The sequence below is a fragment of the Dyella sp. AD56 genome, assembly GCF_002878475.1.
GTDB lineage: Bacteria > Pseudomonadota > Gammaproteobacteria > Xanthomonadales > Rhodanobacteraceae > Dyella.
Window position 1 is genome coordinate 155,053 of record NZ_NRDP01000007.1, and the last position, 17,912, is coordinate 172,964.

At 62.2% G+C, this 17,912-nt stretch carries 16 protein-coding genes; 12 read left to right on the forward strand and 4 right to left on the reverse strand.

Annotation, left to right across the window (positions count from 1 at the left end; all coding sequences use genetic code 11):
- Positions 1–29: 29 nt before the first annotated feature.
- The gene (hppD, locus tag DyAD56_RS06820; RefSeq protein ID WP_102301993.1) at positions 30–1,127 is read left to right on the forward strand and encodes a 4-hydroxyphenylpyruvate dioxygenase; all 1,098 of its coding nucleotides are present in this window, start codon (positions 30–32) and stop codon (positions 1,125–1,127) included.
- Positions 1,128–1,179: 52 nt separating this feature from the next.
- On the opposite strand, the gene DyAD56_RS06825 is transcribed toward hppD, so the two are convergent.
- On the reverse strand, positions 1,180–1,575 hold the full coding sequence (locus DyAD56_RS06825) for a DUF5362 domain-containing protein (protein ID WP_102301994.1): 396 nt from the start codon (positions 1,573–1,575) through the stop codon (positions 1,180–1,182).
- 140 nt (positions 1,576–1,715) lie between these two features.
- Here DyAD56_RS06825 and hmgA point away from each other — a divergent pair, with 140 nt between their 5' ends.
- The 5 genes from hmgA (at position 1,716) to tpx (ending at position 7,904) form a co-directional block, all read left to right on the forward strand.
- Positions 1,716–3,014, forward strand: a complete 1,299-nt coding sequence (gene hmgA, locus DyAD56_RS06830; protein WP_102301995.1) for a homogentisate 1,2-dioxygenase — start codon at positions 1,716–1,718, stop codon at positions 3,012–3,014.
- A 68-nt stretch (positions 3,015–3,082) separates the two neighbouring features.
- Positions 3,083–4,069 carry a fumarylacetoacetate hydrolase family protein gene (locus DyAD56_RS06835; RefSeq protein ID WP_102301996.1) on the forward strand — a complete coding sequence of 329 codons (987 nt, stop codon included), beginning with the start codon at positions 3,083–3,085 and terminating at the stop codon, positions 4,067–4,069.
- Positions 4,070–4,178: 109 nt separating this feature from the next.
- Positions 4,179–5,579, forward strand: coding sequence for an oxygen-independent coproporphyrinogen III oxidase (gene hemN / locus DyAD56_RS06840; RefSeq protein WP_102301997.1), 1,401 nt, complete (start codon positions 4,179–4,181; stop codon positions 5,577–5,579).
- A gap of 342 nt (positions 5,580–5,921) precedes the next feature.
- Positions 5,922–7,151 (forward strand): alginate export family protein, encoded by a 1,230-nt coding sequence (locus DyAD56_RS06850; protein WP_102301999.1) that lies wholly within the window; start codon positions 5,922–5,924, stop codon positions 7,149–7,151.
- A 252-nt stretch (positions 7,152–7,403) separates the two neighbouring features.
- A complete protein-coding gene (tpx, locus tag DyAD56_RS06855) occupies positions 7,404–7,904 on the forward strand; it encodes a thiol peroxidase (protein ID WP_102302000.1) in 501 nt (166 codons plus the stop codon).
- A 79-nt stretch (positions 7,905–7,983) separates the two neighbouring features.
- Here the strand turns inward: tpx and azu are convergent, their stop codons facing one another.
- Both azu and gap read right to left on the reverse strand, forming a co-directional pair.
- Complete coding sequence (azu, locus tag DyAD56_RS06860; protein WP_102302001.1) at positions 7,984–8,433, reverse strand: azurin; 450 nt, start codon at positions 8,431–8,433, stop codon at positions 7,984–7,986.
- 187 nt (positions 8,434–8,620) lie between these two features.
- Positions 8,621–9,634: a type I glyceraldehyde-3-phosphate dehydrogenase gene (gene gap, locus DyAD56_RS06865; protein ID WP_102302002.1), complete on the reverse strand. Its 1,014-nt coding sequence runs from the start codon at positions 9,632–9,634 to the stop codon at positions 8,621–8,623.
- A gap of 189 nt (positions 9,635–9,823) precedes the next feature.
- On the opposite strand from gap, the gene DyAD56_RS06870 reads away from it, so the two are divergent.
- The 5 genes from DyAD56_RS06870 to DyAD56_RS06890 all read left to right on the forward strand — a co-directional run bounded on the left by DyAD56_RS06870 (position 9,824) and on the right by DyAD56_RS06890 (position 14,842).
- Complete coding sequence (locus tag DyAD56_RS06870) at positions 9,824–10,294, forward strand: OsmC family protein (RefSeq protein ID WP_102302003.1); 471 nt, start codon at positions 9,824–9,826, stop codon at positions 10,292–10,294.
- A gap of 71 nt (positions 10,295–10,365) precedes the next feature.
- A complete protein-coding gene (locus DyAD56_RS06875) occupies positions 10,366–11,175 on the forward strand; it encodes a S1/P1 nuclease (protein ID WP_102302004.1) in 810 nt (269 codons plus the stop codon).
- Between the two features lie 411 nt (positions 11,176–11,586).
- Complete coding sequence (pyk, locus tag DyAD56_RS06880) at positions 11,587–13,059, forward strand: pyruvate kinase (RefSeq protein WP_102302005.1); 1,473 nt, start codon at positions 11,587–11,589, stop codon at positions 13,057–13,059.
- Between the two features lie 176 nt (positions 13,060–13,235).
- Entirely contained in the window at positions 13,236–13,685 is a 450-nt protein-coding gene (locus DyAD56_RS06885; RefSeq protein ID WP_102302006.1) for an energy transducer TonB, read from the forward strand.
- 149 nt (positions 13,686–13,834) lie between these two features.
- Positions 13,835–14,842 (forward strand): class I fructose-bisphosphate aldolase, encoded by a 1,008-nt coding sequence (locus DyAD56_RS06890; RefSeq protein WP_102302007.1) that lies wholly within the window; start codon positions 13,835–13,837, stop codon positions 14,840–14,842.
- Positions 14,843–14,918: 76 nt separating this feature from the next.
- Here the strand turns inward: DyAD56_RS06890 and DyAD56_RS06895 are convergent, their stop codons facing one another.
- Positions 14,919–15,530, reverse strand: a complete 612-nt coding sequence (locus DyAD56_RS06895; RefSeq protein ID WP_102302008.1) for an outer membrane beta-barrel protein — start codon at positions 15,528–15,530, stop codon at positions 14,919–14,921.
- Between the two features lie 255 nt (positions 15,531–15,785).
- Between DyAD56_RS06895 and tkt the strand changes: the two genes are divergently transcribed.
- Positions 15,786–17,789: a transketolase gene (gene tkt, locus DyAD56_RS06900; RefSeq protein ID WP_102302009.1), complete on the forward strand. Its 2,004-nt coding sequence runs from the start codon at positions 15,786–15,788 to the stop codon at positions 17,787–17,789.
- Positions 17,790–17,912 lie beyond the last annotated feature (123 nt).

The following is a 17,912-nucleotide window of genomic DNA, read 5'->3' on the forward strand; positions in this document are numbered from 1 at the left end:
CATCGAGTCCGGTCCATCAGGAGAGCCCCATGAGCGCGCAGCCCAATCTTGGCATGCAGGTCACCACCTTCGAAAACCCCATGGGCATCAACGGATTCGAATTCGTCGAATTCGCTGCCCCGGCCGGTCGCAGCCACGAGCTGCATACCCTGTTCAAGAGCATGGGCTTCAGCGCGGTGCTCAAGCACAAGTCGCGCGCGATCACGGTCTACCGCCAGGGCGGTGTGAACCTGCTGGTCAACGAAGATCCCGACTCCTTTGCGGCTGAATTCGCCGAGGCCCATGGCCCGTGCGCAGCGGGTTTCGCGATCCGTTTCGAGAAGCCGGCGAAGGACGTCTACGGCGTTGTGCTCGGCAATGGCGGTGAAGCCGTGAGCGAAAAGGCGCTTGCCAGCCGTGCAGTGAACGCGCCGGCGGTGAAGGGCATTGGCGATTGCATGCTGTACCTGATCGACCGTTATGGTGACAACGGCAGCATCTACGAAGGCGACTACGAGCCGATCGCAGGCGCCGACCAGAATCCGAAGGGTTTTGGCCTCACCTTCATCGACCACCTCACTCACAACCTCTACTTCGGCAATATGCAGAAGTGGTCGGATTACTACGAGCGCTTGTTCAACTTCCGCGAGATCCGCTATTTCGACATCAAGGGCGCCAAGACGGGTCTGGTGTCGAAGGCGATGACCGCGCCGGACGGCATCGTGCGCATTCCGCTTAACGAGTCGAGTGATCCGAAGTCGCAGATCAACGAGTATCTCGACGCGTACCACGGCGAGGGTATCCAGCACATCGCCCTGTTCACCGACAACATCTACGACACGGTGGAAGCGATGCGCGAGAAGGGTGTGGAGTTCCTCGACACGCCGGACTCGTATTTCGACGTGATCGACATGCGCATTCCGAACAACGGCGAAGATGTGCCGCGCCTGGCGAAGAACAAAATCCTGATCGACGCCGATCCGGAGACCAAGCAGCGCAAGCTGCTGCAGATCTTTACGCAGAACAACATCGGCCCGATCTTCTTCGAGATCATCCAGCGCAAGGGCAACGAGGGTTTCGGCGAAGGCAACTTCCAGGCGCTGTTCGAATCGATCGAACGCGATCAGATGAAGCGCGGCGTGCTGTAAACCGCAAAGAAAAAGGCCGCCCGGGAAGGGCGGCCTTTTTGAGCGGAGGGTTTTAGCGCCAGGAGCCGCCGTTGTGCAGCATGGCGGCGAACACGGCGCCATAGAAGATCAACGCCAGGACCCACAAGGCGATGCCGACGATCATCATCACGCCCTGGATCACGAAGAAGCTGCGCAGCTTGGTCAAGGCTTCCTTCATGGCGGCGACGTCGCCGCTGACCTGGGCGCGTTCAAGGGCGCCGGCGGACTGCAGGAGCAGCACGCCGATCCAGATCGGCAGCCACGCGATGATGATGCCGACGATGGTGATGGCGTAGAGGGCACCGCCGATGATGAACACGATGCCCAGGAACTTCATCCAACCTTTGCCGGAAGCGAGGGGCTGGATCAGATCCTGGATAGAGTGATTGGAAGGGGCATTGCCCAGCGAGGAATACGAGTCGGACATGCGGGTTCCTTGTGATGTTGTTGCAATAGACGAACAACGCCTCGTCCTTGGGGTGAGGCGGCCAACGGTTGTAGGGCAAGAATAATAGGATCGCGAGGGGCGTGTGGTGCCCCCGCACTCGGGCAGATCGCGGAGCTTCCATGTCAGCCAGCAAACAGCAGTATCAGTCAGGTTTCGCCAACGAATTCGCCACCGAGGCCTTGCCCGGGGTGCTGCCCGAAGGGCAGAACTCGCCGCAGCAGGCGGCCCACGGGCTCTATGCCGAGCAGCTCTCCGGCTCGGCCTTCACCGCGCCGCGCCACAGCAACCGGCGCAGCTGGCTGTACCGCATCCGCCCGGCGGCCATGCACCACCCATTCGAGGCGATGCCGGACGGCCGCTTCCACAACCGCTTCAACGAGGTTCCGGCCAACCCGAACCAGTTGCGCTGGAGCCCGTTCCCGCTGCCCGCCGAACCCACCGACTTCATCGACGGTATGTTCACCGTGGCCGGCAATGGCAGCGCGGCGGACCAGACCGGCGTAGGCATCCACGTTTACACCGCCAACCGCTCGATGAAGGGCCGCTTCTTCTACAACGCCGACGGCGAACTGCTGATCGTGCCCCAGCACGGGCGCCTGAAGCTGGTCACCGAGATGGGCGTCATCGAGCTGGAGCCGCTGGAAATCGCGGTGATCCCGCGTGGCGTGCGTTTCCGCGTGGAGCTGCTCGACCACACCGCGCGCGGCTATGTCGCGGAGAACTTCGGTGCGCTGCTGCGTCTGCCCGACCTTGGCCCCATTGGCAGCAACGGTCTGGCGAACCCGCGTGACTTCCTCACGCCGGTGGCCGCTTACGAGGATGTCGAAGGCAAGTTCGAGTTGATCGCCAAGTTCGGTGGCAACCTGTGGCGTGCTGGCATCGACCACTCGCCGCTGGACGTGGTGGGCTGGCACGGCAACTACGCGCCGTACAAGTACGACCTGCGCCGCTTCAACACCATCGGCTCGATCAGCTTCGATCATCCCGATCCGAGCATCTTCCTCGTGCTGCATTCGCCGAGTGATACAGACGGCGTGAGCAACATGGACTTCGTGATCTTCCCGCCGCGTTGGCTGGTGGCACAGCATACGTTCCGCCCGCCGTGGTTCCACCGCAATATCGCGAGCGAGTTCATGGGGCTGATCACCGGCGCGTATGACGCCAAGGCCGAGGGCTTCTCGCCGGGCGGCGCCTCGCTGCACAACTGCATGAGCGGTCATGGTCCGGACGCGGCGACTTACGAGAAAGCGTCCACGCGCGACCTTTCGCAGCCGGACGTCATTACCGGCACGATGGCCTTTATGTTCGAAACCCGCCGCGTGATCCAGCCGACCAAGCAGGCACTGGCCTCGCCGGAACTGCAGGGTAACTACTACGAGTGCTGGCAGGGCATCCACAAGCATTTCACGGGCAAGTAAGTCCGGCGTCGGACTAACGATCAACACAAGATGGCAGACTGTGCCCAGCACGGTCGACGGAGCAAAGCATGAAACTGGGTTCACTGAAGGAAGGCGGCCGCGACGGCACCTTGGTTGTCGTCAATCGCGCGCTGACGCAGGCGGTCAAGGCCACCGGCATTGCGCCGACGCTGCAATCAGCGCTGGATGACTGGTCGAGCGCGGCGCCGCGCCTCAACGCGCTGTACGAGGAACTGAACGCAGGCACCGCGAATGGCGCGTTCGCCCTCGACATGACCGCACTGGCCGCGCCGCTGCCGCGCGCCTATGAATTCGTCGACGGTAGCGCCTACCTGCCGCACGTGGAGCGCGTGCGTCGTGCGCGCGGTGCGGAAGTGCCGGAGTCTTTTTATGTCGATCCGCTGATGTATCAGGCGACCAGCGCCGGCTTCCTTGGTCCTCGTGATCCGGTGGTGGTACCGAGCGAGGACTATGGCATCGATCTGGAAGCCGAGGTGGTGGTGATCACCGACGACGTGCCGATGGCGGTGACGCCGGCGCAGGCGGCTGCGCACATCCAGCTGGTTGGCCTGGTCAACGACGTCTCGCTGCGTAACCTGATTCCGGGCGAACTCGCCAAGGGTTTCGGCTTCCTGCAGTCCAAGCCGCGCTCCGCACTGTCGCCGGTGTTTGTGACGCCGGACGAACTGGGCGATGCGTGGAAGGATGAAAAGCTGCATTTGCCCATGCGCACCTGGCTCAATGACCAGTGGTTCGGCGAAGCCGAGTGCGGCGTGGACATGCAGTTCAACTTCGCGCAACTGGTGGCGCATGCCGCCAAGTCGCGTCCGTTGACGGCCGGCACCATTGTTGGCTCGGGCACCATCGCCAACGAAGACACCAGCAAGGGCGCCTCGTGCCTGGCCGAACAGCGCACGGTAGAAACCCTGCGTGACGGCAAGCCGTCGACGCCGTTCCTGTCGTTTGGCAATAGCTTGCGCATCGACGTGACCGATACGTCGGGCGTGTCCATCTTCGGCGCCATCGAGCAGACCATCGCGCCGCTCAAGAAGTAAACGACGTCGCTGCGCCACCGTGGGCTGTGCCCACGGTGGCGTGCGAATTGTCGCAGAGCCCTGATAGGCGTCAGGTCCGTAGTTCGCTGCCGCCGCGATACTGCCGTGCATGCGCACGAACATCATCGTTCCGGAATTCGATCCCGCACTCGTTGCCCGTTACGATGTGCCCGGCCCTCGTTACACAAGCTATCCGACGGCGCCGCAGTTCCACACGGGCTTTGATGAGGCCGCATTTCGTGCGGCAGCCATCGCATCCAACGAAACAGCATCGCCGCAGCCGTTGTCGCTTTACGTGCATGTGCCGTTCTGTTTCAGCCCGTGCTTCTACTGTGGCTGCACCCGCATTATCACTCGCGACGCCACCCGCGCTGACCATTATCTCGACGTACTGCGGCATGAGATCGCCCTCACGGGTTCGCTGTTCGATCGTGGACGCCCCTTGCTGCAGCTTCATCTCGGCGGTGGTACGCCGAACTTCCTCGATGCGCCGCGCATGGCGCGGTTGGTGGCTGCTCTCGAAGGGCACTTCTCTTATCGCCGGGATGGTATTCGGGAATACGGTATCGAGATCGACCCGCGCTATGCGGATGGCCGCTATGTGCGTGACCTGGCCGCGCTTGGATTCAATCGTCTGTCGGTGGGTATCCAGGATTTCGATCCCGACGTGCAAGCGGCGGTCAATCGCATCCAGGGCGTGGAGCAGACGCGCGAAGTGATCGATGCGGCACGTGACGCCGGCTACGGCTCGGTCAGTGTGGACCTGATCTACGGGTTACCGCGCCAGACGCTCGATGGTTTCCAACGCACGCTGGAGCAGGTCATCGCGTTGGCACCTGACCGCGTGGCGGTCTACGGCTACGCCCATCTGCCGCATCTGTTCAAGGCGCAGCACCAGATTGACGACGAGGATCTACCCGATTCATCGACGCGCTTGGCTTTGTTCGGCGTCGCTTTCCGGATGCTGTGCGAGGCCGGTTACGTCTACGTCGGCATGGATCACTTCGCCCGTGCCGACGACGAACTGGTTCGCGCACAACAGGCCGGCACGTTGCAGCGCAACTTCCAGGGCTACTCCACCCATGGCGACTGCGACATCGTGGGTCTTGGCGTGAGCGCGATCAGCCGTGTCGGCGACACCTACAGTCAGAACGCGCGTGATCTCCTGGGCTATGAAGCAGCGCTCGCTTCGGGGCGCCTACCGGTCAGTCGCGGCATTCGCTTAAGCGACGACGATCAGTTGCGTCGGGCCGTTATTGGGGAGCTCATGTGTCACGGCCAGATCGACATGCAGCGTTTCATGGAAGGGAAGGGCTTTCGGTTCGGCGACGCCTTCGCCTCTGAACTTGAGCGACTAGGCCAGTGTGTCGACGATGGGCTCGTCGAGCTGGATGCGAATGTCATTCGCGTCACACCGCGTGGCCGTTTGCTGCTGCGCAACGTTGCGATGTGCTTCGACGCCTACCTCGGCAGAGCATTGGATGCACCGCGTTACTCTCGCACGATATGACGGCCGCCACGCATGATGGACGGTCGTGACGCGTCGGTGGCATGGTTGGATGCGCCATCGGCATGCTTGCCTGACGTCGGCGATATCGTGGACCGAACAACCATGATCGGTCGCGTGGGTTCCGAATGTGTCCAAGCGGTCAACAAGACGCTCGCGGGCCACTGCGCGTGGCTGATAGTGAATGGCGCGTTCATCTGGCGGGCATGTAGTCGTATGTTCTTGCGAATCTCGCTGTCACAATGAGCTCGGGTACGTCGCACGATTGACGGTGATCAGGGCTTTCACAGCCGCTCTTTTCGACACTGCTGGCACGTCCCAGTAGTTCATCGACAGGAGTTGTTCGTGAAGTGTGCATCGTCTTTTCAAACGTATTTCGTTGCGTTTGCCTTGCTTGGGTTGTCCGATGTGGCCCTCGCGCAGTCGTCGGAATCATCGGATACCGGCGTGCAGTTGGAATGGAATGCGCGATTGCGCCATGAGCAGGTGGACAGCGCGGCGTACTCGCCCCACGCCTATGCCGATACGTTGCGTCTTCGGCTGGGCATACGCAGCCAGATAGGCTACGGCTGGAGCTATTTCGTTGAAGGTGTCGGCACGGCGAGTGTCGGCAATCACTACAACAGTGGGGCGAACGGGCAAACGCAGTACCCCTCCATCACCGATCCCAAGGGGGCTGCTCTCAATCAGGCATGGCTTGCCTGGCAGGGAGACACGGCGAGCGCCAAGGTTGGGCGACAGGAAATGACGCTGGACAACCAGCGCTGGATCGGTACCGCACCATGGCGTCAGTTCGAGCAGACCTTCGATGCGGTGGCCCTGCAATGGAAGCCCGCCGCGAACTGGATCCTTAGCTATGACTGGATCGATCGCGTGAATCGTGTGGCCGGTCCGGATGCGATCAATCCGCTCGCTCGTCAGCGCGATCTCAACACGCATTTGCTGCATGTGGCTTGGAGTCACGGGCGACAACAGGTAGTGGGCTACGCCTATCTGCACAAGGATAAGGACGTCGCCACAGCGTCCACCGCCACCTACGGCGTTCGCTGGACGGGCAAACCGACTGCAGACGGTGGTTTTGGATGGAGTGCGGAAGGCGCGCGTCAGTACGACTACGCCAATAATCCCTTGGGTTTTGAGCACAACTACTGGCTGGTAGAACCGTCATGGACGCAATGGGGCATCACGGGCAAGCTGGGTTGGGAGTTTCTTGGCGGCGATAGCCGCACCGCACTGCAAACGCCACTGGCCAGCCTGCATGCCTTCAACGGTTGGGACGACCAGTTCACGGTGACTCCGGCGACGGGTTTGCAGGATTACTACGTGACACTCAACGGACCACTGGGTCGCACGGGTGTGGCACGTCAATTTGCCTGGACGGTCACGTACCACGAGTTCCGTTCGGTTCGGGGCAGTGCGCGTTACGGCAGCGAATGGGACGCCTCGTTGTCCTATGTGCTGATGCCGGGGCTCAATGCTTTGCTGAAAGCGGCGGACTATCGTGCGGATCAGTGGGGGCGCGATGACACCAAACTGTGGTTGCAATTGGAGTGGACTGGCAAGCAGTCACTTTGATTGTGTAAGGCCACACAGCGGCATTGGGATACGGCGCAACGAAGAGGCGGATGCTGATCTAGACGGTGCAAGAGTGACAGCTGCACTCTTGCCGTTCATGCGCGTCAAGGTCTGCCTTAAGATGCGGCGGTACGCGCACGAATCCTGTCGGTTGATGTTGCCAATGCTGGTTAGTCTATGGAGCGACCGCTCCACGCATCTTTTCGACGAAAGCCATGGTTTACTTATGCACCCCATCCAACGAGGTGTCCCATGTCCCAAGTCACGCTGAAAGGCAATCCGGTCCAGGTCGACGGCCATTTCCCTGCCAAGGGCGAAGCAGCGCCTGCGTTCTCGCTGGTCGGTAAGGATCTGGCGGACGTGACGCTCGCCAGCTTTGACGGCAAGCGTAAGGTGCTGAATATCTTCCCCAGCGTCGACACGCCGACGTGCGCCACGTCCGTGCGCCGCTTCAACGAGAAGGCGAGCCAGCTCGACAACGCCGTGGTGCTGTGCATCTCCGCTGACCTGCCGTTCGCGCAGGCACGTTTCTGCGGCGCGGAAGGATTGAGCAACGTCGTCACGCTCTCGACACTGCGTGGCCATGACTTCCTCAAGAACTACGGTGTGGCGATCGCATCCGGTCCGCTGGCTGGCCTCGCGGCGCGTGCCGTAGTGGTGCTGGATGGCCAGAACAATGTCGTGCACAGCGAAATGGTCGGCGAGATTGCTCACGAGCCGAACTACGATGCGGCGCTGACGGCGCTCGGTTAAGCGTCGCACGGCATCGGTTACCGCGTTGACCTGAAAAAGGCCGGGAAACCGGCCTTTTTCTTTTTTGGCGATGGCCGCTTTACGGGGCGAGCGTCAACGTGCCCTTCATCAAGGCGGCATGGCCCGGGAAGGTGCAGAAGTAAGCATAGCTTTCGCCCGCTTTGAGCTTGGATACCAGGAAGGTGGCGCTGTCGGACTCGCCGCCGCCGATCAGCTTGGTGTGCGCGATAACGCGTGTGTCGCCGGGCTTGATGTAGTTCTGGTCTGCGCCGGCCTTCATGCCGTCGGCAATGATGCCCGGCTCATCGGCCGCTGTGCCCAGCACCCAGTTGTGGCCCATCGACGCCTTGGGCAGCTTGCCCGTGTGCTTGAGCGTCACGGTGAACTGTTTGCAGGTTTTGGGGACCGTGATGCTCTTCAGGTCGTACTGCATGGCATCGCTGCCATCGATGGTGGCAGTGCAATCGGCGGCCCATAGGGGCGTGGCGGAAAGGCCGAGTAGGGCGAGGGCCAGGACTTGGCGAATCATCGGGTATCTCCGAAAGGGCGCGGTTGGAAAAGCCCGAACGATTGCGCCAGCGCATGCCTGCTGCGCTGATCTGGATCAAGTCGATGATGCGTAGTGGAGTTGTGCGACCGCATGCCGCGTACGGAGTACAGAAAAAACAAAAGCCGGGCATAGCCCGGCTTTTGTGTGTACTACGTTGGCGAGTAGCTTACTTGGCAGCCATCAGCGCGATGGTCATATCGAGCATGCGGTTGGAGAAGCCCCACTCGTTGTCGTACCACGACAGCACCTTCACCAGGGTGCCTTCCATGACGCGCGTCTGCGTGGCGTCATAGGTGGACGAAGCCGGGTTGTGGTTGAAGTCGATCGACACCAGCGGCTGCGTGTTGACGGCCAGGATGCCCTTCAGCGGGCCGTTGGCGGCTTCGCTGATGACTTGGTCAACCTCTTCCTTGGTGGTCGGACGGGCGGCGTCGAACACAAGGTCCACGACCGACACGTTGATGGTCGGCACGCGCATGGCGAAACCGTCCAGCTTGCCGTTGAGTTCCGGCAGCACCAGGCCGACCGCAGCGGCAGCGCCGGTCTTAGTCGGGATCTGCGAGTGCGTGGCCGAACGGGCGCGGCGCAGGTCGGAGTGATAGACGTCCGTCAGCACCTGGTCGTTGGTGTAGGCGTGGATGGTCGTCATCAGGCCGCGCTGGATGCCGATCTTCTCGTGCAGCACCTTGGCCAGCGGAGCAAGGCAGTTGGTGGTGCACGACGCGTTGGAGATCACTTCCAGCTTGGAGGTGAGCTTGTCGTCGTTCACACCGATGACGAAGGTGCCGTCCACGTCCTTATCGCCAGGGGCGGAGATGATCACCTTCTTGGCGCCGGCAGCGATATGCGCGCTGGCCTTAGCCTTGGAGGTGAACAGACCGGTGCACTCCAGCACCACGTCGACGCCCAGGGCGCCCCACGGCAGCTTGGACGGGTCACGCTCAGCGCAGACCTTGATGCGGTCGCCGTTGACGATCAGGTCGCCGCCTTCCACGGACACGGTGCCCGGGAACTTGCCGTGCGCGGTGTCGTACTGGGTCAGGTGCGCATTGGTCTCGGCATTGCCGAGGTCATTGATCGCAACGATTTGGATCTCGTTGGTGCGACCGGCTTCGTACAGCGCGCGCAGAATGTTGCGGCCAATGCGACCGTAACCGTTGATGGCGACCTTAATTGCCATGGGACAGCGTCCTCCGGTGAGATGACGAAAATGGCGGCTGTGGGACCGCCGTAAAACCGTCATTTTAGCCTGAACCGGCCCGCGGCTCCCATCCAGCCCCGGGGTCACCCAGATGGGGCTGTTCAGCGGACGCCGGAAGCGCTTGAATCGGCTTTTCTTTCGGGCGCCCCGGCCCACCAGGAGTTTGGCATGAGCGAGACAGAACAGAGCTTTGGCATCACCCTCGAGCAGGTGTCGGATTACGAGTTCCGCGTGCGCTTCGATGACACCCCGATTCCCGACCTCATCACGGACGAAACCGCGCCGCTGGGCGGCAACGCGGGGCCCAACCCCTCGCGGATGATGGCCACGGCCGTGGCTAACTGTCTGGCCGCCAGCCTGTTGTTTGCGCTGCGCAAGTACAAGAACGCGCCCGGCACCATGGGCGCAAAGGCCAAGCTCACCCTGGCGCGCAATGAGCAGGGCCGTTTGCGCATCACCCATATCGGTGTGGACTTGCAACTGGCTGACAAGGCTGAGGTGTACGAGCATCTCGATCGCGTGCTCGCTCAGTTCGAAGACTTCTGCATCGTCACGCAGAGCGTGCGGCAGGGCATCAAGGTCGATGTGAGCGTGCACGATGGGGACGGCAAGCAGCTTTCGATCCCAGGCGAAGGCTGAGGGTTGTCGGCGCGGACCTGTCATGAGGCTGTGGCAAACTCGATCGTTTCCTTACCAAGAACCACTGCACCATGCCATTCCCGCGCCGAACCGTTGCCGCCGCCCTCATCTGTTTCGCCTTGGCGCCCGCCGCGCACGCATGGGGCCAGCTTGGCCACAGCGTCGTGGCCGACTTGGCGCAGCGCCACTTGAGCCCGGCGGCGGAAGCGGAAGTGGAGCGCCTGCTCGCGTCGGATCACACCAAGTCCCTGGCCGATATCGCCAGCTGGCCGGACGAGATCCGCAACGATCCCACCAAGGACGCGCTGTGGAAGCAGACCAGCGGCCTGCACTACATCAATTTCATTTCGGGTGACTGCAACTACACGCCGCCGCGTGACTGCAAAGGCGATCGTTGCGTGGTTGCCGGGATCGATCATTACGTGCAGATCCTGGGCGACAAGAGCCAACCGGACGCGGCGCGACTGGAGGCGCTGAAGTTCGTCGTTCATTTCATCGGCGACGAACACCAGCCACTGCACGCGGGCTCGCGTGACGACAAGGGCGGCAACGAGTACCAGGTGCAGTTCAATGACAAGGGCACCAACCTGCACAGCGTGTGGGACTCGGGCATGCTCAAGACCAGCGGCCTCGACTACAAGGCGTACGCGGACAAGCTGGAGAGCGAAGGCACGGTGACCTTGCCGCAGCCGATCCCGCCCTACGACAACGCTTATGCGCAGTGGGCCGAAGAGTCGTGCGCGATCTCGCGCGACATCTATCCCAACGGTCACAAGATCGATCAGGCCTATGTGGACAAGGAACTGCCGGTGGCTGAATTGCGCCTGCGCGAAGCGGGGCGCCGGTTGGCCGAAGTGCTCAATCTGACGCTCTCGCACTGACGCAAGCCTGCTCGCACCTGTGTGCGGGGAGGGTGGAAACGCACATCATCGTGGGTCGGCCTTGCCTAGGTCGGCCCATTCTTTTGCCTAGTGTTTGCTGCATTGCAGCGATGAAGTTTCGCCGCGATCGGCCCATTCATCCGGGACATTTCGACCGATGCGTCTACGGCTTGAGCAGACACCGCGAGTGGATTTGAAGATGGCTGGTCATGACACCAGTGTTTGGACGTCCGTTGGCTCGATAACCAGACCAGTGATTCGCGCAGACTCAATATTCACGCCGAACTAGTAATACCAGTCGGTCCAGCTGGTCCGCATGCCACATGCAGTCCACTTTAGTGATGCGAACGGGGGTGAAAAAGGCGGCAAAAACCCTCTGGACCGCGCGCGTGGTTTTGCTAGTCTCGAAGTATGACTACCGAAAATCCATTGCGCCGCACAAAAATTGTTGCCACCCTCGGTCCCGCTACCGATGCGCCTGGCATGCTCGAAAAAATCATCGCCGAAGGCGTGGACGTGGTTCGCCTGAACCTCTCCCACGGTCTGCCGGACGATCACCGCGCCCGCGCCACTGCCGTGCGCGATATCGCGTTGAAGCTCGGCCGTGAGGTGGGCGTGCTCGCCGACCTGCAGGGTCCCAAGATTCGCGTCGAGAAATTCGCCAATGGTCCGGTGGAGCTTCGCGTCGGTGACAGCTTCGTGCTCGATTGCAGCCCGAACGCCCCGCTCGGTGACGCCACGCGCGTAGGCGTCAGCTATCACGACCTGCCCAAGGACGTGTCTGCTGGCGACGTACTGCTGCTCGATGACGGCCTCGTCGCACTCACCGTGGATTCGGTGGTCGGGGCGGAAATCCATTGCACGGTACTGGTCGCCGGCAAGCTCTCCGATCGCAAGGGCCTCAACCGCCAGGGCGGTGGGCTGTCAGTGGATGCGCTGTCCGACAAGGACAAGGCAGACATCAAGTTGGCCGCGGAGATCGGCTGTGATTTCCTCGCAGTCTCTTTCGTGCGTTCCGCCGCCGACATGAATCTGGCGCGTCGCTTGCTCGAAGAAGCCGGTGGCAAGGCATCGCTGGTGGCCAAGATCGAACGTGCCGATGCCATCCCGGTGCTCGGCGAGATCATCGACGCGTCCGACGTGGTGATGGTGGCGCGCGGCGACCTGGGCGTGGAAATCGGCGATGCCGAACTGCCCGGCCTGCAGAAGAAAATCATCCGCGAGTCGGTACAGCGCAATCGCGCCGTTATTACGGCCACACAGATGCTGCAGTCGATGGTGCGCTCACCCATCCCGACCCGCGCAGAAGTGATGGACGTAGCCAATGCTGTCATCGACGGTACGGATGCGGTGATGCTGTCGGAGGAATCCGCTGCCGGCGCGCACCCGGACAAGGCCGTGGCTGCACTGCGTCGCATCTGCCTGGGAGCCGAGCGCCAGTTCGAGCCGAAGGAAGATCCTGGCGCACAGGGCCACCACCTGGATCGCACCGATCAGGCCATCGCACTGGCCGCCATGTTGTTGGCCAGCCAGTTGGGTCTGCGTGCCATCGTGGCGCTGACCGAGTCGGGCGCCACCGCGCAGTGGCTCTCACGCTATCGCAGCGCGGTGCCAATCTATGCACTGTCGCCGTTCGCCGACGCGCGTCGTCGTATGTCCATCTTCCGCGACGTGACAGCAGTGAAGTTCACCCACGTATCGCAGACCACGGCCGGCTCAGCTCGTGACGCCGTGCGTCAGCTGTTTATCGAAGGGAAGCTGGCCGAAGGCGATCGCGTGGTGCTGACTCACGGCGACCATATCGGCCAGGGCGGTGGCACCAACACTCTCAAGCTGCTCTCGGTAGGCGCCGAGGGTGTGGTGGAGTGCTTGCGGGACCTCTGAGCAAGTTACGTCGAGTCGCCATCGTCCGTTGACCTGGTGTGGGCCGGGTTGGCGGGCGATGGCGCTCCGTTGTACGGCATTCTCCTGCACGATGGCGCGTTTCACGCTGTCATCGCCGGGGGCGCGGTATCGCTAGAATCGCCGCACCGTCCCCGATCACGAACAGGAGGTTTCCCATGAACACGAAGTCACGTCGCCTGGCCCAGACGTTGGTGTTGGCAATGGCTGCAATGAGCGCGGCTCCCCTGCTTGCGCAGTCGAATGAGCGCATGGTCGGGCCCGAGCAGATCCAGTCGTACTGGATCATGCTCAATACCAAGGTCGACGCGGATATTCCCAACAGTGGCAGCAACATGGACAAGCCCGGTTGCGTCGCGGTGAGCTACATGATCGGCTCGGACGGCGTTCCTCAGAACGTCACGGTGCGCAAGGTGGTGCCGCAGAGCGGCCTGGATGCCGTGGCCAAGAGCGTGGTGAAGAATTTCCGCTACGGCCCGGCCCTCAAGAACAACACGCACGAGCCGGTCAACACCTATTTCATCGTGCCATTCAATTTGCCTGCTGACCCAGCTCAACGGCAGTCCATCGTCAACGCTTGCAAGTTGACCGGATACGACCAGGCCTGAGGCAGGCTCCAGGCCCTTTCCCAGAGCCGTTCAGGGCCTCTCCGGACCCTGGGCGGCCGCTTGGCCTATAATCGCGGCCTTTCAGCCTCCGCCCTGACCGGGGCGGCATCACCTTGTGCGGCCCACACCGCTAAGTATCCGGAGTTGTCATGAGCATCGAAGATCTCGAAAGCGTTGCCCTCGCTATGGTCGCGCCCGGCAAGGGCATCATCGCCATCGATGAGTCGACCAACACCATCAAGAAGCGTTTCGAGGCCGTCGGCATCGACAACACCGAAGAGAACCGTCGCGCCTACCGCGAGCTGCTGCTCACCGCGCCGACCCTCGGCGAGCACATCTCGGGTGCCATCCTGTACGACGAGACCATCCGTCAGTCGACCAAGGACGGTGTGCCGTTCACCACCATCATGAAGAAGAACGGGATCATCCCGGGTATCAAGGTCGACAAGGGCCCGGTGCCGCTGGCCGGCTTCCCGGGTGACGTGGTGACCGAAGGCCTCGACGGCCTGCGTGAGCGCCTCGCCGAGTACGTGAAGCTGGGCGCCCAGTTCGCCAAGTGGCGCGCGGTCATCAACATCAGCGAAGACAATCCGTCCTCCACCGCCATCGAAGCGAACTGCCATGCGCTGGCCCGTTACGCTGCGCTGTGCCAGGAAGCCGGCCTGGTGCCGATGGTTGAGCCGGAGGTGATCATGGACGGCGACCACAGCATCGAAGTCAGCTACGAAGTGCACGAAGCCGTGCTGCGTAGCCTGTTCAATGCGCTGTACGAGCAGAACGTGATGCTGGAAGGCACCATTCTGAAGGTCAGCATGGTCATCCCCGGCAAGGAATCGGACGAGCAGGCCGAGGTCGAGGAAGTCGCCGAAGCCACCGTGCGTGTGCTCAAGACCACCGTGCCGGCCACGCTGCCGGGCATCGTGTTCCTCTCGGGCGGCCAGACCGACGAGCAGTCCACCGCCCACCTCAACGCCATGAACCGCATGGGTCCGCACCCGTGGCCGCTGTCGTTCTCCTACGGCCGCGCCATGCAGCAGGCTGCGCTGAAGCTGTGGTCCAAGGACATGAAGGCCAACTACGCGGATGCGCAGAAGACCGTACTGGCTCGCGCCAAGGACAACGGTCTTGCCGCGCTGGGCCAGTGGAACGCGAAGTAAGCGATTTCCGCTTTCCCTGGGTAAAAGAAAACGGGCGCCTTGCGGCGCCCGTTTTTGTTTCATACCAACCGATGGATCAGAAGCGGTATTCCGCGCTGACGCTGTACAGGTTGGTCGGCAGGTGGATGTTCTTGTCGCTCTGGCTGCCGTCGTAGTAGTCCCAGTTCAGGCCAACGCTGATGTTCTTGTTGATGTTGTAACCAGCGCCCAGACCGGCGTAGTAGCGGGTGCTCTTGAAGTTGACCGTCTGCGGGTTGTACTTGTCATCGGTCAGGCCCGAGCCCTTGGCGAAGAAAGCGCCGCCACGGACTTCGCCGTACCAATTCGGGCTGAAGCTGTAGCGCAGGTTCAGGCCGGCGGTGGCGCCCTGCAGCTTGGACTGGCCGTTGTTGCCGTTGTAGTTGGCGTAGTTCTGGGTGTACGCGCCACGCGCGTCAGAACGGCCCAGGTAGACATAACCCACTTCAGCACCCACCGAGGTATCGGGGTTGATGGCAAAGCGGTAACCACCCTTCACGCCGCCGGCGAAGCTGCCGTTGTCGTAGGGACCCTTCTGGGTCTGGCCGTAACCGGCGTTGGCGCCGACATACCAGCCCTGCTGGGCGTTACCAGCGTCCTGGGCGAAAGCCGCCGGGACAGTGGCGAGACCGGCCGTAGCCAGGGCGAGGGCAAGAATGGTGTTCTTCATGGGGGTACTCCTCTTTGTCTTATTGGGCCAGTCCGCGTCTCCGGGGGTTCGGTGTTGCGCGGCTGGGCACCTCGTGCCGACGGTGCTGATCCTTAGATGGGTAAGAGGGTCCTTAGTTTCAATACCGGTTAGTCCATTATTAAGGTTGTGTTAATCCTTAGGGCAATTCTGGGGCAGTACTCATGGCGACAGGCGGGCGTGGGATCGGCGACAATGCCGACTTTTATGGCCGCCTTTCCCCGGAGACCCCCTTAGATGACAACCCGTCGCGAACTCGCCAACGCCGTGCGCGCCCTCGCCATGGACGCCGTGGAGCAGGCCAATTCCGGCCACCCGGGCATGCCCATGGGCATGGCGGATATCGCCGAGGTGCTGTGGAACGACTTCCTCCAGCACAACCCGACCAATCCGAAGTGGTTCAATCGCGACCGTTTCGTGCTCTCCAATGGCCATGGATCGATGTTGCAGTACGCGCTGCTGCACCTGACCGGCTATGACCTGCCGATGGATCAGCTCAAGCGCTTCCGCCAGCTGCATTCCAAGACGGCCGGCCATCCGGAAGCCAGTGAAACCCCAGGCGTGGAAACCACCACCGGCCCGCTGGGCCAGGGTCTGGCCAATGCCGTGGGTTTCGCTCTGGCGGAGAAGGTGCTGTCGGATCACTTCAACCGCCCGGGCCACGAGATCATCAACCACCACACCTATGTGTTCCTGGGTGATGGCTGCCTGATGGAAGGCATCTCGCACGAAGTCGCTTCGCTGGCGGGTACGTGGAAGCTCGGCAAGCTGGTCGCTGTCTATGACGACAACGGCATCTCTATCGACGGCGAAGTGCACGGCTGGTTCACCGACAACACCCCGGAGCGTTTCGAGGCCTACGGCTGGAATGTGATCCGCGGCGTGGACGGTCATGACGCCGAGGCCATCAAGAAGGCCATCACCGCGGCTACCAGCCAGTCGGAGAAGCCCACGCTGATCTGCGCGCGCACCATCATCGGTTTCGGCGCGCCGCATAAGCAGGGCAAGGAAGAAAGTCACGGCGCCGCGCTGGGCAAGGACGAAGTCGCCGCCGCGCGCGACGAGCTGGACTGGCGTTACGCCCCGTTTGAGATTCCCGCCGAGATCTACGCTGGTTGGGATCACAAGAAGGCTGGTGCTGAGCGCGAGGAGAAGTGGCACGATGCGGTCGCCAAGTACACCTCGGCGTTCCCAGAGCTGGCGGCTGAATTCAACCGTCGCGTGTCCGGCGACCTGCCGTCCGACTGGGCGCAGAAGTCGCAGGCCTATGTCGAGAAGATGCAGGCCGATGGTCCCACGGTTGCTTCGCGCAAGGCCTCGCAGATGGCCATCGAAGCGTTTGCGCCGCTACTGCCGGAACTGATCGGTGGTTCGGCCGATCTGGCTGGCTCCAACCTCACCAAGTGGTCGGGTAGCGTCGATGCCGGCAATGGGCACAACCCGAAGGGCAACTACGTTTACTACGGCGTGCGCGAGTTCGGCATGACGGCCATTGCCAATGGTCTGGCGTTGCATGGCGGTTTCATCCCGTACGACGCCACCTTCCTGGTGTTCTCCGACTATGCGCGCAACGCGGTGCGCATGAGTGCGTTGATCCCGGCGCACGCCATCCACGTGTACACGCACGACTCGATTGGTCTGGGCGAAGACGGCCCGACCCATCAGCCGGTGGAGCATATGGCCTCGCTGCGCTACATCCCGAACAACCAGCTGTGGCGTCCGTGCGATGCGGTCGAGACGGCGGTGTCGTGGAAGGCCGCCATCGAGCGCAAGGGCAACCCGGCGTGTCTGGTGTTCTCGCGCCAGAACCTCAAGCACCAGCAGCGCACCGCGCAGCAGGTCGCTGACATCACGCGCGGCGCTTACGTGCTGTCTGATCCGCAGGACACCAAGTTCAAGGCCATCCTGATCGCCACCGGTTCGGAAGTGGAGTTGGCGATGGAAGCGGCGCGCACATTGGCACAGCAGAACGTGCCGGTGCGTGTGGTGTCGATGCCGTGCACGGAACTGTTCGATGCCCAGCCGATGGAATACCGCGAAGCCATCCTGCCGGGCTGGTGCCGTGCGCGCGTGGCAGTGGAAGCGGCCACGTCCGACTTCTGGCGCAAGTATGTCGGCCTGGACGGCGATGTCGTCGGCATGACCAGCTTCGGTGCCTCGGCGCCGGCAGCGCAGCTGTTCGAGCAGTTCGGTTTCACGGTGACCCATGTGGTTGATACGGTGAAGCGCGTGATCGGCTAAGCCGTCACTGTCTGTATAAAGAAAAAGCCGCGGCCTGCCGCGGCTTTTTCTTTGCCTGCCGTTCTATCTGGCAGGCGACGCCGTTGGTCATCGGCGCTACGCTGCGCGCTTGCGACAATCAGG